Annotated in this window: 21 protein-coding genes; 10 read left to right on the top strand and 11 right to left on the bottom strand. The window is 68.7% G+C overall.

The annotated features are described in order from the left end of the window. Positions 1 to 16 precede the first annotated feature (16 nt). Positions 17 to 1393: a tetratricopeptide repeat protein gene (locus tag ACW9UR_RS10805; RefSeq protein ID WP_458916971.1), complete on the bottom strand. Its 1377-nt coding sequence runs from the start codon at positions 1391 to 1393 to the stop codon at positions 17 to 19. Positions 1394 to 1534: 141 nt separating this feature from the next. Between ACW9UR_RS10805 and ACW9UR_RS10800 the strand changes: the two genes are divergently transcribed. Next, positions 1535 to 2680: a YeeE/YedE family protein gene (locus ACW9UR_RS10800; RefSeq protein WP_458916970.1), complete on the top strand. Its 1146-nt coding sequence runs from the start codon at positions 1535 to 1537 to the stop codon at positions 2678 to 2680. A 62-nt stretch (positions 2681 to 2742) separates the two neighbouring features. On the opposite strand, the gene ACW9UR_RS10795 is transcribed toward ACW9UR_RS10800, so the two are convergent. The 9 genes from ACW9UR_RS10795 to cysG all read right to left on the bottom strand — a co-directional run bounded on the left by ACW9UR_RS10795 (position 2743) and on the right by cysG (position 11886). Beyond that, complete coding sequence (locus tag ACW9UR_RS10795) at positions 2743 to 4338, bottom strand: thiamine pyrophosphate-binding protein (protein WP_458916969.1); 1596 nt, start codon at positions 4336 to 4338, stop codon at positions 2743 to 2745. Continuing rightward, positions 4335 to 5570, bottom strand: a complete 1236-nt coding sequence (locus ACW9UR_RS10790; protein WP_458916967.1) for a CaiB/BaiF CoA transferase family protein — start codon at positions 5568 to 5570, stop codon at positions 4335 to 4337. Before ACW9UR_RS10790 ends, ACW9UR_RS10795 begins: the two co-directional genes overlap by 4 nt. Positions 5571 to 5592: 22 nt before the next feature. After that, on the bottom strand, positions 5593 to 6378 hold the full coding sequence (locus ACW9UR_RS10785) for a CE1 family esterase (RefSeq protein ID WP_458916966.1): 786 nt from the start codon (positions 6376 to 6378) through the stop codon (positions 5593 to 5595). A gap of 154 nt (positions 6379 to 6532) precedes the next feature. After that, complete coding sequence (locus ACW9UR_RS10780) at positions 6533 to 7339, bottom strand: ferredoxin--NADP reductase (protein WP_458916965.1); 807 nt, start codon at positions 7337 to 7339, stop codon at positions 6533 to 6535. Positions 7340 to 7355: 16 nt separating this feature from the next. Beyond that, complete coding sequence (locus ACW9UR_RS10775; RefSeq protein WP_458916964.1) at positions 7356 to 7790, bottom strand: DUF934 domain-containing protein; 435 nt, start codon at positions 7788 to 7790, stop codon at positions 7356 to 7358. After that, positions 7787 to 8527 carry a phosphoadenylyl-sulfate reductase gene (locus ACW9UR_RS10770; RefSeq protein WP_458916963.1) on the bottom strand — a complete coding sequence of 247 codons (741 nt, stop codon included), beginning with the start codon at positions 8525 to 8527 and terminating at the stop codon, positions 7787 to 7789. Before ACW9UR_RS10770 ends, ACW9UR_RS10775 begins: the two co-directional genes overlap by 4 nt. Continuing rightward, positions 8517 to 10178 carry a nitrite/sulfite reductase gene (locus ACW9UR_RS10765; RefSeq protein WP_458916962.1) on the bottom strand — a complete coding sequence of 554 codons (1662 nt, stop codon included), beginning with the start codon at positions 10176 to 10178 and terminating at the stop codon, positions 8517 to 8519. The genes ACW9UR_RS10770 and ACW9UR_RS10765 overlap by 11 nt, the downstream gene beginning before the upstream one ends. A gap of 2 nt (positions 10179 to 10180) precedes the next feature. Then, entirely contained in the window at positions 10181 to 10489 is a 309-nt protein-coding gene (locus tag ACW9UR_RS10760; RefSeq protein ID WP_458916961.1) for a DUF2849 domain-containing protein, read from the bottom strand. Beyond that, positions 10489 to 11886 carry a siroheme synthase CysG gene (gene cysG / locus ACW9UR_RS10755; protein ID WP_458916960.1) on the bottom strand — a complete coding sequence of 466 codons (1398 nt, stop codon included), beginning with the start codon at positions 11884 to 11886 and terminating at the stop codon, positions 10489 to 10491. Before cysG ends, ACW9UR_RS10760 begins: the two co-directional genes overlap by 1 nt. A gap of 138 nt (positions 11887 to 12024) precedes the next feature. Here cysG and ACW9UR_RS10750 point away from each other — a divergent pair, with 138 nt between their 5' ends. Then, complete coding sequence (locus ACW9UR_RS10750; protein WP_458916959.1) at positions 12025 to 12504, top strand: Lrp/AsnC family transcriptional regulator; 480 nt, start codon at positions 12025 to 12027, stop codon at positions 12502 to 12504. Between the two features lie 82 nt (positions 12505 to 12586). Then, positions 12587 to 13348 (top strand): SDR family oxidoreductase, encoded by a 762-nt coding sequence (locus tag ACW9UR_RS10745; protein WP_458916958.1) that lies wholly within the window; start codon positions 12587 to 12589, stop codon positions 13346 to 13348. Between the two features lie 22 nt (positions 13349 to 13370). On the opposite strand, the gene ACW9UR_RS10740 is transcribed toward ACW9UR_RS10745, so the two are convergent. Beyond that, a complete protein-coding gene (locus ACW9UR_RS10740; RefSeq protein ID WP_458916957.1) occupies positions 13371 to 13997 on the bottom strand; it encodes an SCO family protein in 627 nt (208 codons plus the stop codon). 94 nt (positions 13998 to 14091) lie between these two features. Between ACW9UR_RS10740 and regB the strand changes: the two genes are divergently transcribed. From regB to addA, 7 genes are all read left to right on the top strand, one after another. Beyond that, the gene (regB, locus tag ACW9UR_RS10735) at positions 14092 to 15495 is read left to right on the top strand and encodes a sensor histidine kinase RegB (protein ID WP_458916956.1); all 1404 of its coding nucleotides are present in this window, start codon (positions 14092 to 14094) and stop codon (positions 15493 to 15495) included. A gap of 282 nt (positions 15496 to 15777) precedes the next feature. Beyond that, entirely contained in the window at positions 15778 to 17094 is a 1317-nt protein-coding gene (locus tag ACW9UR_RS10730; RefSeq protein WP_458916955.1) for a PAS-domain containing protein, read from the top strand. 85 nt (positions 17095 to 17179) lie between these two features. Then, positions 17180 to 17671, top strand: coding sequence for a tRNA (adenosine(37)-N6)-threonylcarbamoyltransferase complex ATPase subunit type 1 TsaE (gene tsaE / locus ACW9UR_RS10725; protein ID WP_458916954.1), 492 nt, complete (start codon positions 17180 to 17182; stop codon positions 17669 to 17671). Next, positions 17668 to 18702 carry an aminoglycoside phosphotransferase family protein gene (locus tag ACW9UR_RS10720; protein ID WP_458916953.1) on the top strand — a complete coding sequence of 345 codons (1035 nt, stop codon included), beginning with the start codon at positions 17668 to 17670 and terminating at the stop codon, positions 18700 to 18702. Before tsaE ends, ACW9UR_RS10720 begins: the two co-directional genes overlap by 4 nt. A gap of 7 nt (positions 18703 to 18709) precedes the next feature. Next, positions 18710 to 19405 carry a nucleotidyltransferase family protein gene (locus ACW9UR_RS10715; protein WP_458916952.1) on the top strand — a complete coding sequence of 232 codons (696 nt, stop codon included), beginning with the start codon at positions 18710 to 18712 and terminating at the stop codon, positions 19403 to 19405. Then, positions 19398 to 22325: a double-strand break repair protein AddB gene (gene addB, locus ACW9UR_RS10710; protein WP_458916951.1), complete on the top strand. Its 2928-nt coding sequence runs from the start codon at positions 19398 to 19400 to the stop codon at positions 22323 to 22325. The genes ACW9UR_RS10715 and addB overlap by 8 nt, the downstream gene beginning before the upstream one ends. Next, positions 22322 to 25642 (top strand): double-strand break repair helicase AddA, encoded by a 3321-nt coding sequence (gene addA / locus ACW9UR_RS10705; protein WP_458916950.1) that lies wholly within the window; start codon positions 22322 to 22324, stop codon positions 25640 to 25642. The genes addB and addA overlap by 4 nt, the downstream gene beginning before the upstream one ends. The last annotated feature ends 59 nt before the right edge of the window (positions 25643 to 25701 follow it).

The following is a 25701-nucleotide window of genomic DNA, read 5'->3' as shown; positions in this document are numbered from 1 at the left end:
CCTTGTGCGGCGGCCCTCAGGCGCGCCGCTCTTCAGCATTGCGGTGCAGCGCGTTTTGTCGCGCCGCACAAATCAAGTCCATACGTCTTGATGTATATCCATCTACCGCGCCGCCACGTTTCCGGGTCCGGTCGGCAAGCATCCGCTCAGCAGCGTTAAGGTAACCGCCCCGAAGTGCCGCTTCTATGGTCAAACGCTCGAAAACATCGCGTTGAGCGTGACTTCCGCCGATCGATTGCATGTCGCGCCGCGCCGCGTTGAGGTTCAGGAATGCCTCGGCGTACTGGCCTTCGCCAAAGGCTTCGAGCCCGTTGGCGGCCGACAGGCCCGGCCGTGCCATGAGTCGCTCGATTTCCGATTCTCCCCGGCCTGCGTCGCGTGCCATCCGGCCCAGCAATTCCGCTTGCGCGTGCTCGCGATGGCCGCCGATCAGGGCGAGCATGTAATGCAGGTCCGCGAACACCAGCGAGCCATCGTCGGTGCGGTGCGCGGCCAGTTCCGCCAGTTCCTCCCAGCGGGTGCCGACGTCGACGCCCTCGATCTCGAGACGCGACAACAGCGAAGTCGCGTTCGAGATGTCGCGGTAGTCATCGGTCCGGTCGGCGCGGATCTTGCTATCGTAGAGATCCAGTGCAGAGGCGTAGTCACCCTGGTCGAGGTGCATCAGCGCGATATGCCACCAGACGTGGTAGCGGAAGTTGTTGCAATGTTCCCAGGCGTCGGTCTGCCCGGACAACCAGTACAGCCCGTCGCCCGCCCGCGCCGTCATGTCGTAGACATGCGCCACCGCGTGCAGCCCCCAGGCATCGTCGCGCGCCAGCAGCAGGCCCTCGCGCCCGGCGGTCTCGGCGGCGGCATAGTCGCCGGTCTCCTCCAGTGTGAAGGCGTAGCACCCCTTCAGGTAGCCCAGCGCCGGGTGGTCGGCCCAGGCGTTCGAAATTCCCTCGATCGAGCGGCGCATCGCCTCGGGCTGGCCCAGAACGAAGCGGATCGCCTGAACCAATTTCATCGCCAATGCATCGCGCGGATGGCCCGCCAGCACCGCCTCCAGCACCGCCGCCGCCTGCGAGGGGCGGCCCGAAAGCCAGGCCTCGAGCGCGGTGACATAGGCCCCCTCGCGCGCGTTCGGCGGCACTCTTCGGGCCGCGTCCTGCGCTGCCGACAGGCAATCGCGGGCGGTTTGCACCAGTTCGCGCCGGCCGAGCAGCAGGCTGAACAGACCCTTCGCGGCATGCCCCTGAGCGAAGTCCGGGGCGGCCTCGAGCGTTCGTCCCAGGTGCTGCGGTGTCGCCGCGCCATGGGCAAGAAACGCATGGACGGTTTCGTTCCAAGGGGTCACGGCCGCCGTTGGAAGCGTCGTCTCGCAACCGCCTAGATCCGTCGTATGCGCCATGTCGTGCTCCTGCAGCGATGAACAATAAGCTGGAAAGTCGGCTAAGGGTTCCGGCGAGCGAACATTTGAGCAACTCACATGGCCGTCATGTCACGAAGCTGTTATTCGTGGTTCGGTACGCTTTGATGGAGAAACTGCGCCATGACGCAGAGAAAACAAGTCCTCCCGGTCGCGATTTCGGCGATCGGCCTTCTGGCCGTGGCAGGCCTTGCGTGGAACGCCTCGGGGATCAAGCTGGCGCTGGCCACGCTGGTCGGCGGACTTGCGGGCGTCGGGCTTTATCACGCCGCCTTCGGCTTCACCGCCGCTTGGCGCCGCATCGTCACCGAAGGGCGTGGCACAGGCCTGCGGGCGCAGTTCTTGCTGATCGGGCTGACGATCCTGTTCTCCTACCCAATGATCGCCTGGTACGGCGCCTATGCCTGGGTGCAGCCGATGAGCGTCGGCATGCTGGTCGGTGCGTTCATGTTCGGCGCCGGCATGCAGATCGGCGGCGGCTGTGGCTCGGGCACGCTGTTCACCGTCGGCGGCGGCAGCACGCGCATGGTGATCACGCTGACCTTCTTCATCATCGGTACGCTGATCGGCGTCGCGCACCTGCCGTTCTGGCGCGGCCTGCCCTCCGCCGGGACCTATTCGCTGGTCGAGAACCTGGGCGTCTTTCCCGCGCTCGTCGTCATGCTGGGCGTGCTGGGCGCGCTGGCCTATGGCACCGTCTGGTACGAGCGCCGCGAACACGGCAGCCTCGAGGAGGCCCGGAAGACCGGCTCGATCCTGTGCGGTCCCTGGTCGCCCTGGCTCGGCGCGATCACCCTGGCCGTGGTCGGCGTGCTGACCTTCCTGGTGCTGAACCGTCCCTGGGGCATTACCCAGGCGTTCGGCCTCTGGGGCGCCAAGATCGGCAACGCCATCGGAGTGCCCCGTGAAAGCTGGATCATGGCGCCGTGGTCGGACCAGACGCTCGCCCGCTCGGTCTTCGCCGACAGCACCTCAGTCATGGATTTCGGCATCATGCTCGGCGCGCTCGGCGCCGCAGGCATGGCCAGCCGCTTCGCCCCGGTCTGGAAGCTCAGCTTCGAGCAGGTCTGGACCGCCGTTCTGGGCGGGCTGATGATGGGCTACGGCGCACGCCTCGCCTATGGCTGCAACATCGGCGGCTACCTCGGCGGACTCGCTTCGGGCTCGCTGCATGGCTGGGTCTGGGCCATCGCCGCATTCGCTGGCTCCACGCTCGTCGCCCGGATGCGCATGCCGCGCCCGCCGGTTCCGCGCGCGGCCCAGGCCTAGCGCCCGCCTTCCACTTTCTTCAAATATCCCCGCCGGAGGCTCCGGCCCGCAAGGGCCGGATCTCAGAATGTCCCGTCATAGGCGCGCCGCCCGATCCTGCAGGCGAGGATTGTGAACCCCTCGCGCCCCAGTGCCACCTCGGTCTCGGCGCGCAGCGTGTCCACGTCGTCCACCCAGACCCCGTGCCCGCCCAGCGCGGCAGCTACTGCGGGAAAATCCGTGCCGCCGAAGTCGACGCCGAGGTTGGGCCGTTGCGAGCCGCGTTGCTTCAATTCGATCAGCGCGAGGCTTTCGTCGACCAGCACCACGATCACCACCGGCAGGCGCAGGTCGCGGATCGTGGCCAGCTCGCCCAGCCCCATCTCCAGCCCGGCATCGCCGACGAAAGCGATCACCGGCCTGTGCGGCGCGCCCAGCTTGTAGCCCGCTGCCAAAGGGACCGAGCAGGCCATTGTACAAAGCGCCGTCGACTGCAGCATCGCGCGCGGGGCCGAGCAGTGCCACATCTGGCTCAGCAGGATCCGGTGCGCGCCGCTGTCGGCAGTAATGACGGTATCCTCGGGGGCGATCTCGCGCAGCGTGTCGAAAACCGCTGCGGGCCCCCAGTCGCTGGGCGCGAAGCTTTCGGCCAGCGCGCGGCGCGCGTCCGCCGCCCAGTTCGGCGCGTTGGTCGTTGCGGGCGCCAGCAGTGGTAGCGTATCTGCCAGCGTTCCGGTCAGCAGGTGGCTGGCTGTATGCATGCCGTGGACGCGCGGCGCGTTCGCGATCTCGATCACCGTGGCGCCTGCTGGCCACGGGTTGCGCCAGTTCGCGCGCATCTCGATCGGATCGTAGCCGAGCAGCAGGATGCAGTCGGACTGCGCAAGCAGCGGCAGCAGGATCGCATCGGCTTTTGGCGAGAGGCCTGCGCCGCCGAGGGCAAGCGGGTCGGACTCGTCCAGCAGCCCCTTGCCCTTGTAGCTGGTGATCAGTGGCACCGCGCGGGTGCGGCAGAAGGCGGCGATGGCCTCGGCCGCCTCCTCGTTGACCGCGTCGACCCCGGCGATGGCGATAGGCCGTTTCGCCGAGGCCAGCGCGGTGCGTGCGGCGTGCAGCGTGTCTCCGGCGGGCGTGACCGCCGCGGCGCGCGGCTGCGCCGGGGCTTCGGGTTCGTCCGCCGCGCCTTCGGCCACGCCGATCGGCACGTCGATGTGCACCGGGCCTGGCTGTCCCGAGGTGGCAATCGCAACCGCTTTGGCCATCATCGCCCCCAGCGCGCCTTTCGACGCGCGGAAGCTGGCCTTGACCACGGGGCGCAGCAGCGCCTGGTGGTCGAAGACCTGGTGGGTGTAGGTCTCGGCCACATCCGCATCGACGCAGCCGGTCAGGAAGATCAGCGGCACCCGGTCCTGGTGGGCGTTGGCGATCACGTTGACCGCGTTGGCGACGCCCGGGCCGATGGTGGCGACCAGAATGGGCAGGTCGCCGGTCGCGTGCCAGTGGCCCTCGCCCATGAACCCGGCGGCGTTTTCGTGCTTGGTCAGCGTGAAGCCGATCCCGGCCCGGTCGAGCCCGTCCATCAGGGCCAGAACTTCGCCCCCCGGAACGCCGAACGCGCGGGAGGCGCCGGCGGCGGCAAGCGCGCGGGCGATGATGTCGGCGCCAGTGGTCTGGGTCATTGCTGGTCCTTGTCAGTCGAGCCGATCACGCCGGAAGCGGCCCAGTCGGAGAGTTGCTTGTCGTCCGCGCCCAGCAGGTCTGCCAGAACCTCGGCGGTGTGCTGGCCCAGCGTGGGCGGGGCGTTGCCATAGTCCACGGGCGTCTCGCTCATGCGGATCGGGTTGCCGATCAGATCGACGCTGCCTGAGACCGGGTGCGGCAGGGTGATCTTCATCTCCCGCGCCTTTGCCTGCGGCTGGTCGAACGCCTCGGCGAGGTCGTTGATCGGTCCGCAGGGCACGGCCTGGTCGTCGAGCGCGGCGATCCAGTCCGCCGCAGGCCGCGCGGCGGTGATCCCGTTCAGGATCGGGATCAGCACGTCGCGGTTGCGGACGCGGTCGACATTGCGGGCAAAGCGCGGATCCTCGAAAAGGTCCGGGCGGCCGGCGATGGCGCAGAATCGGGCAAATTGGCCGTCGTTTCCGACAGCCAGGATGAACGGCTTGTCGGCGCCGGGAAAGGTCCCGTAGGGCACGATTGTGGGATGCTCGTTGCCGCGCCGGGGGGGAACCTTGCCGTCCATCAGGAAGGCCGAGCCCTGGTTGATCAGCCAGGCCATCTGGCTGTCCAGCAAGGCGACGTCGATGTACTGGCCCTTGCCCGACGCGTGGCGCGCGTGAACGGCGGAGAGGATCGCGGTGGCCGCGTACATGCCGCACATCACGTCGGCGATGCCGACACCGACCTTCATCGGCTCGCCGTCCGGGCTGCCGGTCAGCGACATGATCCCGCCCATGCCCTGGATCAGGAAGTCGTAACCGGCGCGGTGCTTCAGCGGTCCGGTCTGCCCGAACCCGGTGATCGAGCAGTAGATCAGCCTCGGGTTCAGATCCTTTAGGCTGTCGTAGTCGAGCCCGTACCTGGCCAGCCCGCCGACCTTGAAATTCTCGATCAGGATATCGGCGGTCTTGGCAATCTCGCGGATTATCGACTGGCCCTCGGGGGCGGCGATGTCCACGGCGACGGACTTCTTGCCCCGGTTGGCGCAGAGGTAGTAGGCGCTCTCGCGGGTGTCGTTGCCATCCGCGTCCTGCAGGAACGGAGGGCCCCAGCCGCGGGTGTCGTCGCCGGTGCCGGGGCGCTCGATCTTGATCACCTCGGCGCCGAGATCGGCCAGAAGTTGCGTGGCCGAGGGGCCGGCGAGGATGCGGGACAGGTCGAGGACGCGCAGTCCGTTCAGGGGGGCGCTCATACGGCCGCTGCCTGGGTCATGTTCATCCGGTCCAGCCCTTGATCTCTGCCAGTTCGTCCCATCCCCGCAGCAGCCATTCCGAGCGGATCGAATGGCCGCCATCGTGCAGGCACAACTCGATAACACCGTTCGAACAATCGCTCCAGCGTTCGCAGGCGAGTGCGCCCTCGGTGCGGGGGACCGGTGTGCCGCAGGCGGCCTGGGAGGTCCATTGCGCGATGCTCTGCCGGACATCTCCCTGATGGGCGGGGCCAATGGGACGTCCCTGCATCGGCACGGTACGGTCGGCGGTGCCGTGGATGTGCAGGAGAACCGGTGCGGGGGAGGGGCAGGTGTCCGGATGCGGCCGCCAGTAGGCGCCGGCGATGGGCGCGAACCCTGCGAAATCGGCGCCGCGATAGCAGGCGGTTTCCCACGCCATGGTGCCGCCGATCGAGAAGCCGGTAACCATGATGCGGTCCATCGGCAGGTCGAAACGGGTTTTGAGGTCGGCTATAACCTCGTCGAGGAACGCCATTTCGTCGCGACCGTCGCGGGGCGCGCCGTTGAAGGCCCAGGTCTTGCCGATGCCCTGCGGGGCGACGAAGGCGAGGCCCTCCGACAGAGGGCCTTCGGCGAGGCCGCCGGGGCGCGCGGCGGCCTCGGCGGTGCCGTTGTAGCCGTGGAAATAGAGTACGACACCTTGCGGTTCGGCGTCGGGCAGGGCGATGCGGTAGGTACCTGAGGGCGTCTCGCAGTCGGTGGCGCGTCCGCAGGCCTGGGCCTGCTGGGCGAGGGCGGCAAGGAAGAGGGCGGCGATCCAGCGCACGGGCGGCTCCTGTTCTGACAGGACCTGCTTGGCATGCGGGGCGCGGTCTGGGAAGTCACAGGCGCTTGAGGCAGCTTGTCCTGCGGAGGCGCTGGCGCGCCAGGTCCATCAGCTCCGGCCCCGCCTTTAGCGGGATCCGGAGCGGTGGTGTTGCTCAGCCCACGAAGGCTTTCTCGAGCACGTATTCGCCGGGGGCAGAGTTGGAGCCTTCGGTCAGGCCTGCCTTTTCCAGCAGCGCCTTGACGTCGGTGTTGAGGCCCATCGAGCCGCAGATCATGACCCGGTCGGTGGCCTTGTCTAAGGCCGGCAGGCCGAAGTGGTCGAACAGCCTGCCGCTTTCGATCCAGTCCGTGACGCGGCCGGTGTTGGCGCTGTCTTCCTGCGTCGTCGTCGGCAGGTACTTGAGCTTGTCGCCGACGAACTCGCCGATCAGCGGGTCAGTTGGCAGCGAACCGACGAGCCGGGCGCCGTACTCCAGTTCCGCCTTCTGGCGGCAGGTGTGGGTGATGATGACCTCGTCGAACTTCTCGTAGACCTCGGGGTCCCGCATCAGCGAGGCGAAGGGCGCGATGCCGGTGCCGGTGGCGATCATGTAGAGCCGCTTGCCGGGCAGCAGCGCGTCGACGACCAGCGTGCCGACCGGCTTGGGCCGCAGGATCACCTGGTCGCCGACCTCGATCTTCTGCAGTTTTGAGGTCAGCGGGCCGTCGGGCACCTTGATCGAGTAGAACTCCAGCGTCTCGTCCCAGCTGGGCGATGCGATGGAATAGGCGCGTAGCAGCGGTTTGCCGTTGTCGCCGGGCAGGCCGATCATCACGAACTCGCCGGAGCGGAAGCGCAGCGACTGGGGCCGGGTCAGGCGGAAGCTGAACAGCCGGTCGGTCCAGTGGCGGACCTCGGTCACGGTCTGCGCGTCGGGCAATACGGGGGCGGCGGCTTTTGCCGCAGTCTGCACGTTCATGGCGGGAATTCCTGTCTTATTCGGCGGCGAAGAGCCGTGTCTGGTAGCCGTCGAAATGCGGCACGGCGAGCCATTGGCCTTCGGGGTTGCGGGCGGCCTGGTCGTCCGGGATCGCGACCTGGTCGATGCCTACGCGCAGTGCGGCGCGGAACTGGTCGACCAGCACGTGGCCCTCGGCGCGGATCGTGCCGGCGTAGCCTAGCTGGCGCAGCCGTTTCGCCAGGCTGAAGCCGCGGCCGTCGGCGCTTTTCGGGAACGGCACGACGATCATCGACATGGTGTCGAACCACGGCACCAGGTCGGCCGGGTCGCTGTCGACCTCGAGCCGGACGCCGATCGGGCGCTCGATGGGCAGGTCCTGGCCGTTCCAGAGCGAGTCGAAGCTGACGATCACGCCGGTTTCGGGCCAGGTTTCGGGCACGAAGCCCTCGCGGGTCACGATCTGGGTCACGATGCGATCCTTTCCACGCGGCCATCTTCTCCGAAATGGATGCCGCATTCGTCCTTGTCTGTGCCGCGCCAGCGACCGGCGCGCGCGTCCTCGCCCTCGGCGACCTTGCTGGTGCAGGGCACACAGCCGATCGAGGGGTAGCCTTCCTTCACCAGCGGGTGCCGGGGCAGGTCGTGCCGGTCCATGTAGGCGCCCAAGTCGGCGGGTTTCCACGCGGCCAGCGGGTTGACCTTCACGCGCCCGGCGCTGTCGGTCTCGAACAGCTGCATCTCGGCCCGGCGCCCGGTCTGGAAGCGTTTCCGCCCCGAGATATGTGCCGTGAAGCCCTTCAGCGCGTTCTCCAGCGGCTCGACCTTGCGCAGGTGGCAGCAGGCGTCCGGATTGGCGAGGTGCAGTGCGCCGTAGGGGTCGCGGCGCTTCAGCTCCTCGGTCGTGTGGCCGATACGGCGCACGTCGGTCAGGCCGAAGAGTTCCGTAAGCTCCAGCAGGTAGTCCAGCGTCTGCGGGAACAGCATCTGCGTGTCGATCATCAGCACCGGCGTGTGCGGATTGATCTGGCTGACCATGTGCAGCAGCACCGCCGACTCGGCGCCGAAGGACGAGACCACGGCAATCTGCCCGGCATAGAGCCGGAGCGCGGCGTGCAGCGCGTCCTCGGGCGGCGCCTGCTCGTAGCGCTCGTTCAGAACGCCCACGCCCTTGTCGGGCGCGAAGCGAAAGGATGGCTCAAGCAGCATCTGCCTTTTCCTCCTCGCCGTAGAGCGCGGCCTTGAACGGCTCCATGCCCAGGCGGCGGTAGGTTTCCAGGAAGGTCTCATCGGCGGTCTCGCGGATATCGAGATAGGCTTCGATCAGGCGCTCGACGGCCGGAACGATCTCGTCATAGGCGAAACCGTGGCCGGTGCGGGTGCCGATGGTCGCGGTCTCGGTCCCGTCGCCGCCCAGCGTCAGCTGGTAGTTCTCGACGCCGGCGCGGTCGAGGCCGAGGATCCCGATGTGGCCAACGTGGTGATGGCCGCAGGCGTTGATGCAGCCCGAGATCTTGATCTTGAGCGGGCCGATGTCGCGCTGGGCGTCAAGGTCGGCGAACACCTCGGAGATCTGCTGGGCAATCGGGATCGAGCGGGCCGTGGCCAGCGCGCAGTAGTCCATGCCAGGGCAGGCGATGATGTCCGAGACCAGCCCGATGTTGGCAGTTGCCAGCCCCGCCTCGCGCAGTGCGGCATAGACCGCCGGCAGGTCGGCGCGGTGGACATGGGGCAGGATCACGTTCTGTTCGTGGCTGATGCGCAGCTCGTCGTGGGAGTAGCGCTCGCCCAGGTCGGCCAGCACGCGCATCTGCTCGCTCGTCGCATCGCCCGGCGTGCCGCCGGTGGGCTTCAGCGAGACCGAGACGATGGCGTAGTCGGGCCGCTTGTGCGCCACCACGTTGGTGTCGATGAACGAGGCCAGACCCGCGTCCAGACGTGGCGCGTCGGGTACCGGGCGGTCGGCCCACTCGGGCGCAGCAAAGGCGGCCTCGATCCGGGCGACGATGGCCGCGTCCACGTCGGGCAGCAGGCGGCGGTTGCGCTGGAAGGTCTCTTCGATCTTCGCGCGCAGCTCGTCGATGCCGGTCTCGTGGACAAGGATCTTGATCCTGGCCTTGTACTTGTTGTCGCGACGACCAGACAGGTTGTAGACCTGCAGGATCGCTTCCAGATAGGCCAGCAGATCCTGCTTGGGCAGGAATTCCCGCACGACCTTGCCGATCATCGGCGTGCGGCCCAGACCGCCACCGATCACCACCTCGTAGCCGGGTTCGCCGGCCTCGTTGCGGACCATGCGCAGGCCGATGTCGTGCGCCTTGGTCACCGCGCGGTCGTTCGGGCTGCCGGTCACGGCCACCTTGAACTTGCGCGGCAGATAGGCGAACTCGGGGTGGTCGGTGGACCACTGGCGGATCAGCTCGGCGGTCGGGCGCGGGTCCTCGATCTCGTCGGCGGCGGCGCCCGCGAAATGGTCGGCGGTCACGTTGCGGATGCAGTTGCCCGAGGTCTGGATCGCGTGCATGCCGACATCGGCCAGCGCGTCCAGCATCTCGGGCACGTCCTTCAGCTTCGGCCAGTTGAACTGGATGTTCTGGCGCGTGGTGAAGTGGCCGTAGCCTTTGTCCCAAGTATCGGCGATATAGGCCAGCTGCCGCATCTGGCGGCTGTTCAGCGTGCCGTAGGGGATCGCGATCCGCAGCATGTAGGCGTGCAGCTGCAGGTACAGCCCGTTCATCAGGCGCAGCGGCTTGAACTCGTCCTCTGTTAGGCTGCCGTCCAGGCGGCGCTCGACCTGGGAGCGGAACTCCTTCACCCGGTCGCGGACGAAGGCGGCGTCGAAATTGGTGTAGCTGTACATGCTCAGACCTCTGCCTGTTCGGCCTGCTTGCCGTGGAAGTAGTTCGAGGGGCCGCGGGTGCGGAATTCCTCGCGGAAGTGGACCGGGGCGGGGCGGCCGTCGACGATCTGCGCATCGGCGAGGTACGGCCCGACGACCTGAAGCGGAAACTTCTCGGCGGCGGCCAAAAGGGCGTCGGCGGCCTCGGGCGTCTCGGCGACTGCGGCCTCGGCGTGCTCGCGGGTCCAGGTGTTATCGGCGGTCAGGTAGATCACGTCGCCTTCGAACAGGTCGTTGGCGGTGGCCACCTTGGGCAGGAACTTGCGGGCCATCAGAGCGCCTCACTCAATTGGAATTCGGGTTCGCGCGCGGCGATTTCCGCGGCGCGGGGGGTAAGGCCCAGGAACAGCATCACCGGGCCTTGCGGCGCGGCGGCTTCCAGGGCCTCGGGCAGGTCGATCAGGGTGCTGGCGATGACGCGCTGATCGGGGCGGCTGGCGTTCTCTATCGCGGTGATCGGGGTATCCTCGGCGGCGCCGTGGATCATCAGCCGCCCGCGCAGGAAGGCCGAGGCGCGCACGCCCATGTAGATCGCGGCAACCGCGCCCGGCTTGGCGAGGTCGCGCCAGTCATGCTCGGCAAAGCCCTTCACGTCGTGGCCGGTCAGGATCCGCAGGCTGCCGTTGCGGCCGCGCTTGGTCAGGCTGACCTTGATCGAGGCGGCGGCCGCCGAGGCCGAGGTCACGCCAGGCACGATGTCGAAGGCGACGCCTGCGCGGTCCAGCGCGTCCATTTCCTCGTCCAGCCGGCCGAAGATGCCCGGATCGCCGGACTTTAGGCGCACGACCTGAGCGGTGCGGCCATGCTCGACCAGCAGATCGTTGATGTCTTCCTGCTTCCAGGACTTGCCGTAGGGGATCTTGCCGACCTCGATCACCGTGGCCTCGCGGCGAGCGAGCTCGAGGATCGGCTGCGGCACCAGGCGGTCGTGAATCACCACGTCGGCCTCGTGAAGCAGGCGACGGGCCTTGAGCGTCAGCAGTTCGGGATCACCGGGGCCGGTGCCGACCAACCAGACATGGCCTTCTTCGGGGCGGGCGGCGAGTTCCTCGGACAGCAGCTCTTCCAGCGCCAGCTGCGCGGCGTCCTCGCCCTGTTTCAAAGCCTCGGGGCCGCGCTCGAAATAGAAGCGGGACCAGAAGTTGCGACGCTTGCGGCCCATCGGCAGCGCCTCGGCGCGGGGGCGGAAGGCCTGGCCGATGCGAGTCAGCAGGCCCAGCGATGCGGGCAGACGCTCTTCCAGATCCGCCTTGATGCGGCGCGCCAACACGGGGGCGGCGCCCTCGGTGCCGATGGCGACCGTCACCGGATCGCGGTCAACAATGGCGGGCGTGATGAACTCGCTGTCGTCTAGGTTGTCGACGATGTTGGTCAGCGCACCGGCGGCCTTGCCGATAGCGACGGCGCGGGCGTCCTCATCCGCATGCTCGTTCGCGCCATAGACCAGTGCGGCATCGTCGGCGTCTCCGTCGCGGATCGCGCGCTCGGTAAGCGTCAGGCGGCCTTCCTCGGCCCACTGGCGCACCAGCGGGTCGGCGTCGGTGCCATAGACCGCCAGCTCCGCTTCGGTCTTCATCAGCAAGCGCAGTTTGGCGACGGCACACTCCCCTGCGCCGGACACGACGACACGCCGACCGCGAAGGTTCAGGAAAACCGGAAAATGCCGCATGATGGGAATCCCTTCTTTCTTGAGGCTCAATATAGGCAAATGTTCCTGAAAAACGCGATATGGGCTTGAAGATAAGGAAATTGTCCCACTATGTTGGGCGCAGAGGGACGCTTGTCCGGGATCGGAAGGAAGTTTGGAATGGCTGTCGCGCTGGACGCCCTGGACCGGAAAATTCTCGAGGCGCTGCAGCAGGATGCCTCACGCTCGCTTGAGGAGCTGGCCCGCGAAGTGGGTGCATCGAAGACCCCGGTGTGGAACCGGATCCGCAAGCTGAAAGAGGCTGGGGTGATCCGGCGCGAGGTCGTCGTGCTGGACCCGGACGCGCTGGGGCTGGACGCCTGTTTCTTCGTGTTAATCCGCACCTCGGAACACGACGCCGGGTGGCTGGGCCGGTTCCAGCAGGCGATCCTGAACCGCCCCGAGGTGCTGGAGGCGCATCGGTTGGCCGGCGATATCGACTATATTCTGAAGGTGCGGGTGACGAACCCGCGCGCATACGACGACTTCTACCGGGCGCTGATCAAAGAGGTCAGCATCTTCAACGTCACCTCGACGCTTTCGATGGAAGAGATGAAGAACACCACCGTCCTGCCGTTGCCCCCCGGCGACGCGGACTGACGCTTGCGGCGCACCGGGCGCCGTTCTTTACTGGACTCAGGCGGCCCGAAGGCCGTCACGCATAACCGAGGGAATGCCGAACATGTCAGACTTCGCGGGCAAGGCCGTCATCATCACCGGGGCAAGCCGGGGCATCGGGGCGGCCGCCGCACGGGCCTTCGCCAAGGCCGGGGCGCATGTCCTTCTGTCGGCCCGCAGCGCCGCGGCGATCGAGACCATCGCCGGGGAGATCCGCAAGGACGGCGGCAGCGCCATCGCTCAGGCCGCCGACGTATCGTCCTGGGCCGAGGTGCAGGCGCTGGTGGAAACCGCGCGGCGTGAATGGGGCCGGCTCGACGTTCTGGTGAACAACGCCGGCGTGATCGAACCCATCGGCCCGCTAGCCAAATCCGACCCTGAGGCCTGGACCCACGCGACCGACATCAACTTCAAGGGCACCTACTACGGCCTGCGCGCGGCGCTGCCAGTGATGCAGACGCAGGGCTCGGGCGTGGTGATCAACCTTTCCTCCGGCGCGGCGAACAGCCCGCTCGAAGGGTGGAGCCATTATTGCTCGTCCAAGGCCGGTGCCGCGATGCTGACGCAATGCGCCGACCGCGAGGCGCAGGGCGACGTTCGGGTCGTGGGTCTGTCCCCGGGCACAGTCGCGACCGAGATGCAGGTGCAGATCCGCAAGTCCGGGATCAACCCGGTCAGCCAACTCGACCCTTCGGCGCACATTCCGGCGGAATGGGTTGCGCGTGCGCTGGTCTGGCTGGCGACCCCGGATGCCGCCGAATTCGCCGGAACGGACGTCTCGCTGAGGGACGAGGCGATCCGCGCGCGGGTCGGCCTGACCGCATGAGCGGGCGGTCAGGCGGTTATCATTACAGATTCTCTGCGTAGCAGGCGACCTGGTCGGCCATCTCTTCCGCGCTGATATCTCGGCGGAAGAAGTTCAGCAGGCCTTCGCCGGGCGCCATCAGGTAGGTGAAGGTCGAGTGGTCGACGAGGTACTCGTCGCCCTCCGACCCGGCGGCCTTCGCGCCGTAGGCCTTGTAGGCGGTCTTGGCCACGTTCACCTGCTCAGGCGTGCCGGTGAGGCCAACCATCCGCGGGTGCATGTACTCGGTGAACTCTGCCATGACCTCGGGCGTGTCGCGCTCTGGGTCCACGGTGATCATCACCGGCTTCACCATGATGCCCCGGCTTTCGAGGATGTCGGTCGCCTCGGCGTTGCGGGCGATGTCGAACGGGCAGATGTCCGGGCAGTACGTGTAGCCGAAATAGACGAGCGTCAGGCCGTCTATCACGTCGGCCTCGGTCACTTCCGTGCCGGTCTGGTCCACCAGCGTGAACGGCCCGCCGATCGCGGCGCCGCCGCCCGCGACCGAGGACTCTCCGCAGCTGGCGAAACGATCCTCGGCGGAATTCGACATCCAAACAACGGTGGCGGTGCCGGCCAGCAGGCCGACGAGCGCCGCGCCAGCCAGCAGTGCGATTGTGCGTGTCATGGGTTTCTCCTTTGGATCGGTTTATCGCGCGCCGACGCCAGGCGGGGCAAAATAACATTTTGTCGCGTGCACGGGCGCGTTATGACCCATGGTCATGGAGATCTTCGACCGCCTGTCCGGGCGCGGCCCCGCGCGCACCAACTGGGTGCGGATGCGCACCTTGATCTACCTGCGCTGGCTGGCCGTGGCCGGTCAGACGACAGCGGTCATCGTCGCGACATGGTACCTGGATATCGCCCTTCCGCTCGATCTCTGCGTCATGCTGATCGGACTTTCGGCGGCGTTCAACATCATCACGACGCTGCTCAATCCGAAGAATCAGCGGTTGAACCAGCGCGCGGCTCTGCTGACGCTGCTCTACGATCTGGGGCAACTGACGGCGCTGCTGTACCTGACCGGCGGCATCGCGAACCCGTTTGCGACGCTGATCCTGGCGCAGACGATCATTGCGGCCACGGTGCTGACGCTGGATGCGACGGTGATCCTTGGCGCGTTCAGCCTTGCCGCCGTGGCCTTCCTGTCGGTGTTCCACCTGCCGCTGACGCTGGCCGACGGGCAGGTGCTGGCGGTGCCGCCGCTGCTTCTGGTGGGCTCATGGGCGGCGCTGTCGCTGTCGATCATGTTCATCGGGGTCTATGCGCGGCTGGTCTCGACCGAGACCTTTTCGATGTCCGAGGCGCTGACCGCGACGCAGCTGGCGTTGGAGCGGGAGCAGAAACTGACCGCTCTCGGCGGGCTTGTCGCCGCTGCGGCGCACGAGCTGGGAACGCCGCTGGCGACGATCATGCTGGTATCCTCCGAGCTGCGTGACGAGCTGGACGACCGCCCCGAACTGGCCGAGGACGTCGCCCTGATCCGCGCGCAGGCCGAACGCTGTCGGGACATCCTGGCGTCGATGGGCCGGTCGGGCAAAGAGGACGTACACCTGCGCCACGCGCCCTTCTCGGCTGTGGTCGAGGAGGCCGCCGAGCCACACCTGAGCCGAGGCAAGCACATCGTGTTCCGGGTTGCGGGCAATCCAGAAATCCCGGCCGAGCAGCCCGAGATCTCACGCCGGTCCGAGGTGATCCACGGCGTCCGCAACCTGGTGCAGAACGCGGTGGATTTCGCGCGGGACACGGTCTGGATCGACCTGGATTGGACGGAGGCCACGCTGACCCTGCGGGTCGGCGATGATGGTCGCGGCTACCCACCCGAGCTGATCAGCCGGATCGGCGATCCGTTTCTGCGCCGCCGTGGCGGGCGCGGTTCGCGCGACCCCGAGCGGCCGGATTACGCGGGGATGGGCTTGGGCCTGTTCATCGCCAAGACCCTGCTCGAGCGGACAGGCGCGCGGCTGACGTTCGCTAACGGCGTACACGGTGCCGATCTGGCGCCGGAGCGGGCGCAGCCCAGCGGTGCCATCGTCGAGGTGGTGTGGCCGCGCGAGGATCTCGAGGTCTCGCGCAGCGAGGCACGAGCGGCGCTGGGCGACAATATCCCCCTGGATGCGCACTAGCTACATCCAAGCGACTGATTTCTTTCCGGGTTTACGAGTTGTTAACCTTGCGCCCGCAGTCTGCGCCGGACTGTTCCCGAATCCCGGCACAGGAGCGCTCCGGTGCAGATCCTTTCTTTCCTCTGGCAAGGCTTGACGCGCCATTCTCCGTTGCGTGGACGGGACACTGCGCCAGGAAGACTCGACCTTTGGATAAGTGGGGACCGGATCACCGTGGCCACCGGCAGCCTGCCCAATACCGCGCGGCGGGCCGGAACCTTGGTTGGCACCAGTGCTGGAGGGTTGGCTGATGTACTGTGTCTCGGCCCTGAGATCTGCGCGCAGCTCGATGCCCTGATCGCCGAGGGACGCGGATTCGTCGCTCATCACAGCATGGCGGGGTTTGGCCTCTGCCGGATTAGCGGACGGACCGAGGGGCTGAGCGCGCGGATCACCATCACCCCCGCCCCGCCCGGCGAACTGGCGCTGCACGATCGGCTGACGGCGGCTTCTGCAACTCTGGACGAGCTGAAAACCGTGTCGCGCCGGGCAGAGCTGTCGCCGGTGCCGGCCTTCGAAAGCGACGCCTCGGGGCGGATCACATGGCACAACCGTGCCGCGGGGCCGATGGTCCGTATGGCTGGCGGGCTGGGCGCGATCCCCGGCCTGATCGCCAGCGGTGATGGTGCCTCGCAGCTTTGCGCCTCGGACGGAACGCGGATGGGCTGGGGCCGGATCACCACGGTACCCAATGACAGCGGCGGCCAACTTGTCTTCGTCGAGGATATCGACGCTCAGGTCCGCGCCGAGGAGGCGCTGGACAGTTTCACCTCGACCCTGACCGACACGTTCGCCCATATCGACACCGCGCTCGCTGTTTTCGACCGTGAGCGGCGGCTGAGCCTGTTCAATCCGGCGCTGCATGACCTGTTCGGCCTCGATGCGGTCGGGCTGGCGCTTCGGCCCAGCTTGCGGGAGTTCCTTGAGGCGCTGCGCCAGCGCCGGATGGTGCCCGAGCAGACCGACTTCGCCGCGTGGCGGCAGCGGATCACGGCGGCGGCGACCACCGTATCGGAAACACCTTACGAGGAAGACTGGCCGCTGCCCTCGGGCCGGATCCTTCGGGTCACGGCGCGCCCGCATCCGCGCGGCGCGGTGGCCTTCGTGTTCGACGACATCTCGGACTATGTCACGCTCGAGCAGCGCTACCGTGCCGAGATCGAGTTGGGGCACGCCATGCTCGAACGGCTGGACGAGGGGGTGGCGCTGTTCGACAGCTCGGGCCGGGTGCTGTTCACCAATGACGCATTTGCCCAAGCGCTGCGACTTGACGACCTGCCCGAGTTGCTGCTGGCGGGCCTCGATCCGCTCGCGGTGGCGGCGGGCGAGACATGCCGCGATCCCGGCATCTGGCAGGGCTTCAAGGCCTTCGCGCTGGCGGCCGAGCGTAGCGAGCATTGGGAAGGTGTGGCCGAGCTGGGCGCGGGCGGCAAGCTGCTGTTGCGGGCCAGCGCCATGCCCGATGGATCGACCTTGCTTGGCGTCATCGACCGCCAGTCCGCCGTCGCGCCGCGCACGTCTGCGCCGGATCCGGCCTGGCGTCGGGTGAACTGTGCCTGACTGGCCCCGCTTGCGCGAAGGCGCTTGAATCCGGCCGCTTCGGCGGTCAGAATCCCGCGCGAGGCACGATACAGGCGCAAACACCGTGGACGAGACCCGCATCTTGCATTCGCAGGCCGAGACCGAGTCGCTTGCCGCTGCTCTGGCACGCGCGCTGAGGCCCGGTGATGCCGTGCTGCTGTCTGGCCCGGTCGGTGCCGGGAAAAGCGCCTTCGCCCGCGCCGCGATCCGCGCCCGGCAAGCCGCCGAGGGCCGCCAGCCCGAGGAAGTCCCGTCCCCAAGCTATACGCTCGTGCAGGCCTACGAGGCTGGCCCGGCAGAGATCTGGCACGCCGATCTCTACCGCCTTGGCGACCCGGACGAACTGGTGGAACTGGGCCTCGACGAGGCGTTCCAAAGCGCAATCGTCTTCCTCGAATGGCCCGAACGTCTGGGCGAGGCTGCGCCGGTTCGCGCGTTGCGCCTCCACCTCGAACCCGACCCGGACATCGACGAGGCCCGGCATCTGACCATCCGAGCCGAAGGCGGAAATTGGGAGGCTGCGCTGACCGCGATGACCGGAGTGCCCGCCGCATGATGACCGCTGACGCCACCACCCGGGAGAACCTGATCGATGCGTTCCTGTCCCGCGGGCACTGGGCCGCAGCCCGGCGGACGCATCTTGCGGGCGATGCCTCGAACCGGCGCTACGAACGCCTGCTGCTGGAGGGTGATGCCCCGACGGTGCTGATGGACGCCCCGCCCGAGAAAGGCGAGGATATCCGGCCCTTCGTGGACGTAACCAAGCGCCTGCGCGGGGCCGGCCTCTCGGCCCCAGAGATCCACGCGCAGGACCCCGAAACCGGCCTGCTGTTGCTCGAGGACCTTGGCGATGCGATCTACGCCCGCGTGCTGGAGGCTTCGCCGGGCGACGAGGATGAGCTCTACTCTGCCGCTATCGACCTGCTGGCGGCGCTGCACCGTCTGCCGCAGGCTGCCGCGGGTCTGCCGCCCTATGACGCGGCAGTCTACAGACGCGAGTCGGCGCTGGCGACCGACTGGTACATGCCCGCCGCGACCGGCGCGCCCACGCCCGACGACCTTCGCGCCGAATACCTCGACCTGATCGAGGCCGCCTGCGCGCCGCACGTTCCTCAGACGCCCGTCTGCGTCCTGCGCGACTACCACGCCGAGAACCTCGTCTGGCTGCCCGAGCGGGACGGCCATGCGCGCGTGGGCCTGCTCGACTATCAGGACGCGTTGGCCGGGCATCCGGCCTACGACGTGGTTTCGCTGCTGGAAGACGCGCGGCGCGACACGTCGGACGCGCTACAGCAGGCGATGATCGCGCGCTATGTCGCGGCTTCGGGCGCGGACCCGCGGGCGTTCCGCGCCGCCTATTCGGCGCTTGGAGCGCAACGGAACCTGAAGATCGTCGGCATTTTCGCCCGGCTCTGGCTGCGGGATGGCAAGCCGCAGTACCTGGGCCTGATCCCGCGCGTCTGGGCGCATGTCGAGCGGGACCTCAGCCATCCCGACCTGGCGGCGCTGAAGGCGTGGGTCGCGCGCAACCTGCCGCCGCCTTCGGCCGAGGTGCTGGCCCGGTTGCGCGCCGCCTGGACCGAATGAGGCCTGCGTGATCCCCGATATCGCCATGCTCTTTGCGGCCGGACGCGGCACGCGGATGCGCCACCTGACCACGGACCGCCCCAAGCCGCTGGTGCCTGTCGCGGGACGCCCGCTGATCGACCATGCTCTCGATCTTCTGGCGGGCGGAGGCGTTCGGCGGGTGGTGGTGAACACGCACTACCTCGGCGCGCAGATCGCCCGGCATCTGGCGGCGGAGATGCGGATGAGCATCGACCTCTCGCCCGAGGATGGCGAGTTGCTGGAAACCGGCGGTGGCCTGCGACACGCCGCGCCGCTGCTGGGTGATGGCCCGGTCTGGACGCTGAACCCGGACGCCATCTGGCGCGGGCCGAATCCGCTGAAGTCCGTTGCGGGCGCCGTTCCCGGCGGCGCGCGCCTGCTGCTGGTGCCGCGTGATCGGGCGATCGGGCACAAGGGCGTCGGCGATTTCTTCCTTGAACCGGACGGTCAGCTGCGCCGCCGAGGGCAGGCGGATAGCGCGCCCTACGTCTATACCGGCCTGCAGATCATCGACCCGGCGCCTGTGGCGCGGATCGATCAGCGGGCGTTCTCGTTGAACGTCGCCTGGGATGCGATGCTGGCCGAGGGGCGGCTCTACGGCGCGGTCTACGATGGTGAATGGTGCGATGTCGGCCAGCCCGAGAGTATCCCGCTGGCCGAGAGCCTGCTCGCCGATGCCTGAGCTCAGCGTGAAATCCGGCGTCTATGGCTTGCCTCCCGGTGTCGATTTCGCCGCCGAGGTTCTGAACGGCCTGCGCGCGCGCACCGCCGCGTTGCCCCCCGAGGACTGCGCCCGGATCGAGCTTTGGGTAAACACCGAACGCGCCCGCCGCAGGCTGCTCTCCTTGCTTGAGGATCATCCGGTCGGCCTGCCGCCCCGCATCCGCGCGCTGTCTGAACTGGTCGACGACGCGCCCGACCTGCCCCCGGTGATGCCGCCCCTGAAGCGACGGCTGGAACTGGCGCGGCTGGTCCGCGCACTGATCGCCGCCGCGCCCGATACGGCAGGCCGCACAGCCGCCTATCCGCTGGCTGAGGGCCTGTCGGACCTGCTGGCCGAGATGCACATCGAGGGTGTGTCCTTCGGTGCGGTCGCTGGCCTCGACGCGCCGGATGACGCCGGTCACTGGCAGCGCGCGCTGTCCTTCCTGCGCCTGATCCGCGACGTGCTGGATGCCCCGGACGGGGACGGCGCTGATCCCGATCGCCGCATGGTGCTGGCGATGGCGGCTCGCGTGGCGCACTGGGCGGTCGAGCCTCCGCAGCACCCGGTGCTTATCGCCGGTTCTACCGGCTCGCGCGGGGCGACAGCCGGGTTCATGCGCGCGGTCGCTGCACTGCCGCAGGGCGCGGTGATCCTGCCCGGACTGGATTTCGACCTGCCGCAATATGTCTGGGAGCGGCTGGAGGATCCGCGTCACGCTGCCGATCACCCGCAGTTCGGCCTCGCCGCTTTCTGCCGCGACCTTGGTGCCGAGCCCTGGACGCTGCCGCGCTGGACGGACACCGAACCGCCCAGCCCGCCCCGCGCGGCCCTGGTGTCGCTGGCGCTCCGGCCCGCGCCGGTCACCGACCAGTGGCTGGCCGAGGGGCCCACACTGACGCCGACGCTGGCCGAGGCGACCGAGGGCCTGACCCTGCTCGAAGCGCCAGACCCGCAGGCCGAGGCGCAGGCCATCGCCCTGATCCTGCGTGAGGCGGTCGAGGAGGGCACTCCGGCCGCGCTGGTCACGCCCGACCGCACATTGGCGCGGCGCGTGACGGCAGCACTCGACCGCTGGGGGATCGAGCCAGACGACAGCGCCGGGCGGCCGCTGGACCTCACGCCTCCGGGCGCGTTCCTGCGGCTCTGCGCGCAGCTGATGACCGCGCCGCCGGATCCGGTGACGCTGGTTTCACTGCTCAAGCACCCGCTCTGCGCCGCCGGGCAAGGTGGGCGCGGCGCGCATCTTGATCAGGTCGAGAAGCTGGAGCTGAAGGTCCTGCGCGACGGCGGCCCGGTGGTCACGCCACAGGTCCTGCGCGACTGGGCCGGGCAAGGCGACGACGCGCGCGCGGCCTGGGTCGACTGGCTTGCGCCGTTGCTGGCCGATCCGCAACGCACACCGGCTCCGCTGGAGACACTTGTCGAAAAGCACCTGGCGCTCGCGACCGCGCTGGCGGCGGGACCCGGAGGCACCGATCCCGGCCCGCTCTGGCAAGAGGACACCGGCAAGAAGGCCGCTACCGCGATGGCGGACCTGCTGGAACATGCCCCTGCTGGCGGCACGTTGGAGCCGACCGAATATCCGGCGCTGCTGCGCGGCGTGCTGGCCGGTGTCTCGGTGCCGCCCGCGCCCTTCCGACCGCATCCGGGCGTTGCGATCTGGGGCACGCTCGAGGCGCGGACCCAGTTCGCGCCGCTGACCATCCTTGGCGGGCTGAACGAGGGCACTTGGCCGCGCCTTCCGCGCCCCGACCCGTGGCTCAGTCGCGAGATGCGGGCCGAGGCGGGGCTGCCGCTGCCGGAGCGGCAGATCGGCCTGTCGGCCCATGATTTCCAACAGGCTGTCGGCGGTCCGCGCGTGATCCTGTCCCGCGCCCTGCGCGACGGCGAGGCGCCGACCGTGCCCGCCCGTTGGCTGCTGCGCCTGACCAACCTGGCCGAGGGTCTTGACCCCGGCGGAGTGGTTCCGGCGATGCAGGCGCGAGGGGCGCGCTACCTCGACATCGCCGCACGGCTGGATGATGCGCCGCGCGTGGACCCGGCGCCGCGGCCCGCGCCACGGCCGCCGGGCGAGGCATTCCCCGAACGGCTCTCGGTCACGCGGATAGAGACTCTGGTGCGCGACCCCTACGCGCTCTACGCCGGGCATATCCTGAAGCTGCGGCCGCTGGCCCCGCTGGCCCGTACCGCCGATGCGCTGCTGCGCGGCACCAGCCTGCACGCGGTTGTAGCGCGCTTCCTCGACGAGACGCAGGACGGTCTGCCCGAGGATGCCGCGGACCTGCTGACGCGCCTCGCGGCCGAGGAGATGGCGCGCACCGTGCCCTGGCCCGCCTCGCGGGTGATCTGGCGACAGCGCATGGCAGGCATCGCGCCGTGGCTGGCGGAAACGGAGGTCGAGCGCCGCGCCACCGCCAGCCCCTGGCTGCACGAGGATCAGGGCGAAGTGCAGGTCGACGGCCTGCCGAGTCCGTTCCTGCTGCGTGCACAGGCAGACAGGGTGGACCGTGACGAAAGCGGCGCGCTGGCGATCTATGACTACAAGACCGGAAACCTGCCCAGCGCGAACCAGGCAGCGCAGTTCAACCAGCAGCTTCCGCTCGAGGCCGGGATCGCCCTGCGCGGTGGCTTCAAGGGCTGGACTCCGCGCGCCATCGTTGCCCTGCAGCTCATCGGGCTGAAGGGGCAGCTTCTGGACTTCGACCCAACCACTGACGCGCTCAACGAGACCTGGGACCGGTTCCGCGAGATGATCGCCGCCTACCAGTCGGGCGATCTGCCATATCCCGCCCGGCTGCGGCCGAAGCTTCTGTTCGACAAGGGCGATTACGACCAACTGGCCCGCCGGGGCGAGTGGGTCGACGGCGATCCCTACAAGGCGGAGGATGTGGCATGAGCGGGCGCGACGCCGCCACCGAGGCGCAGGTCCGCGCCGCACGGCCCGACGCCTCGTCCTGGGTGGCGGCCAACGCGGGCTCGGGCAAGACGCGCGTGCTGACGGACCGCGTGGCGCGGCTGTTGCTACATGGCACCGACCCGCGGCGCATCCTGTGCCTGACCTTTACCAAGGCCGCCGCCGGCGAGATGCAGAACCGCCTGTTCAGCCGCCTCGGCAAATGGGCAATGCTTGAGGACGAGGCCCTGCGCGCCGAGCTTCATGCGCTCGATGAAACCGCGCGGGGGATTTCGGACCGGGATCTGGCGGCGGCGCGGACTCTGTTTGCCCGCGCGCTGGAGACGCCCGGTGGGCTGAAGATCCAGACCATCCACGCCTTCTGCGAGGCTCTGCTGCGGCGGTTTCCGCTGGAAGCTGGAGTCTCGCCTCAGTTCGAGGTGCTCGAGGACCGGCGCGGCGCGCAGTTGCGCCAGACACTGCTCGAAGAGCTGGCCGAGGATCCCGCTAGCGGCTTCGCGCAGCTCGCGCCCCATATCCTGTCGCTGGAGTTCAGCATCGACGGGCTGCTGCAGGACCTGATCCGGCAGCGTGACCGGTTCGAACACGATCCGGCCTCCTCCGCCATCGCCGAAGCCTTCGGGCTGGGCGATCCGCCCCCGCCTCCGCTGGATGGCATCGTGCCGTCCCAGATCGAGGCGCTGCTGTCGGCGCTTTCCGGCGTCGGCGGCAAGACCAACGACAACACGCACGCCGGGCTGTTCGCGCTGGCGAACGGAACTGACCCTTCGGACCCGGCGGTGTGCGAGGCCTTCCTGACCAAGGACGGCAGTCTGCGCAAAAGCCACTGCACCAAGCCTGTGATTGCCTCGCTGCCCGACGCGGCGGAGCTTCTGGCCCAGATCGGCGCGACGGTGCTTGAGCACCGGGACCATGCCCGAAACGTCCGCGCTGTCCAAAGTACCCGCGCGCTGACCCGTTTCGCCCGCGCCTTCATCGCCGCACATGACGCGCGCAAGCAGGCACTGGGCGCGCTGGAGTTCGACGACCTGATCCAGAAGGCGCTGGCGCTGCTGACCCGCTCGGACGCGGCCGAGTGGATCCGCTACCGGCTCGACGGCGGGATCGAGCACGTGCTGGTCGACGAGGCTCAGGACACCAGCCCGACCCAGTGGGCTGTGATCGACGCGCTGACGCGGGAGTTTTTCGCCGGCGATGGCATCCACGAAGGCCGCCGCACGGTTTTTGTCGTCGGTGACGAGAAGCAGTCGATCTATTCGTTCCAGGGCGCCGAGCCGCGCGAGTTTGGCCGCCAGCGCAGGCGCTATGCCGACGCGCTTCAGGACGTGGCGCAGGAGCTGCAGGACTGCGCGCTGCTGCATTCCTTCCGCTCGGCGCCGCCGGTGTTGCGGCTGGTGGACGCGGTATTCGAGGGACGCGAGCCGGCGCAGGGCGGGGCCGAAGGGCATGTGCCGTTCCATGAAACCCGCCCCGGCCGGGTCGAACTGCTGCCGTTCCTTACTCCCGAAGAGCCGGGCGAGCCCGAACCCTGGTACCTGCCTGTCGATCAGCCCGCCGCGACCGATCCGCGTCTGGTGCTGGCCCGACAGCTTGCGCACCGGGTCCGCGATCTGCTGGCCGAGGGGCGCCCGATTCCCGGCACCGACCGGCCGATCTCGGCCGGGGACATCCTGTTCCTGGTGCAGGGCCGGGGGCGGCTGTTCACCGCGCTTATTTCGGAGCTGAAGGCCGCCGGCGTGCCCGTCGCCGGGGCCGATCGCCTGAAGATCGCCGAGGTGCTGGCGGTCAAGGACCTGTTGTCGCTGCTGCGCGCGGTCGCCACAGACGCCGACGATCTGTCGCTGGCCGAGGCGCTGCGCTCGCCGTTGATGGGCCTTTCCGAGGCTGATCTGTTCCGGCTGGCGCATGGCCGCTCGGGCACGCTGGCCGCTGCGCTTCGGAACCGCCGCGCCGAGTTCCCGGGCGCGTGGGCACTCTGGGACGATCTGCGGAATCAGGCGGACTTCCTGCGGCCGTTCGAGATGCTGCAGCGGATCCTCGTGCGGCATGGCGCGCGTGCCCGGATCCGCGCCCGGATGGGAGCCGAGGCGGACGAGGCGGTCGCGGCGCTGCTGGACCTCGCACTCGACTACGAGCGGGTGGAGCCGCCGACGCTGACCGGGTTCCTCGACTGGATGGGCAGCGGCGATCCCGAAGTGAAGCGCCAGCTCGACAGTCGCTCGGGCGAGGTGCGGGTGATGACCGTGCACGGCGCGAAGGGACTCGAGGCTCCGGTGGTGATCCTGCCCGACACCGCGGCGCCGGGCGGCAACCGGGGCGGGCCGCCGCTGCGGGCGCTGGGCCCGGATGTCGCTGCTTTGGCCGGGGCCAAGCCCGATCGTCCGCCCGCGCTTCAGGCCGCCGAGGACATTCGCACCGCGCAGGAGGCCGAGGAGCGTTGGCGCCTGCTCTATGTCGCGCTGACGCGGGCCGAGCGCTGGCTGATCGTCGCCGGGGCCGGGCCGAAAGTGCCCGACGACCCCGAGAAGGCCTGGTATGCCGCGGTCGCGCAAGGCATGACCCGGCTGGGCGCCGAGGAAGCCGCCGACGGTGCGCTGGTGTTGGCCGAGCATTGGGAGCAGGGCGCTGCGATGGGCGCAGCGGCAGAGCCTGCAGCCCCGGCGCCGCTGCCCGCCTGGGCCATGACCCATGCCACGCCGCCGCCCGAGCCGGTGAAACCGCTTGCCCCCTCTCGTGACGGCGGCGAGCATGTGGCCGACACCGACCTGCCCGCCGGTCCGCTCACCGCCGAGGAAGCGCGGGAGCGTGGTCTGCACCTGCACCTGCTGCTGGAGCACCTGCCGGGAACCGCGCCGGAGCTACGCGCCGCCTATGCCGACTCCCTTCTGCCCGATCTCGAACCCGAGGCCCGCACGGCCCTACTCTCCGAAGCCGAGGCGCTTCTGGCGGACCCGTCCCTCGGCTGGATCTTTGCCGAGAATGCGCTGGCCGAGGTGCCCGTGGTGGGCCGTGTCGCCGCTCTTGGAAACAAGGTCCTGCGCGGCCAGATCGACCGGCTGATCGTGACCGGTGGCGAGGTCTGGGCCATCGACTTCAAGACCGATGCCACCCCCCCGCCCGAGGGCGCGCCGTTGCCTGTCGCCTATGCGGGACAGCTTGCCATGTACGTCTCGGCGCTTGCCCAAATCTACCCCGGCAAGTCGGTTCGTGCGGCCGTCCTGTGGACCGGCGCGCGGCGGCTGACCGAGCTGGACCACGAAGCCGTGAGGGCTGTCGAGGCCGAGCACTCGGGGCATTGACCCCGGGCACCGGCGACCATAGCTTCGGTCCCTGACGCAAAGACGCAAAGCGATTGGAG

It is taken from the genome of Halovulum sp. GXIMD14794 (genome assembly GCF_054457455.1).
The sequence above is the reverse complement of the archived record's forward strand: the minus strand, read 5'-3'. Positions and strand labels throughout refer to the sequence as shown.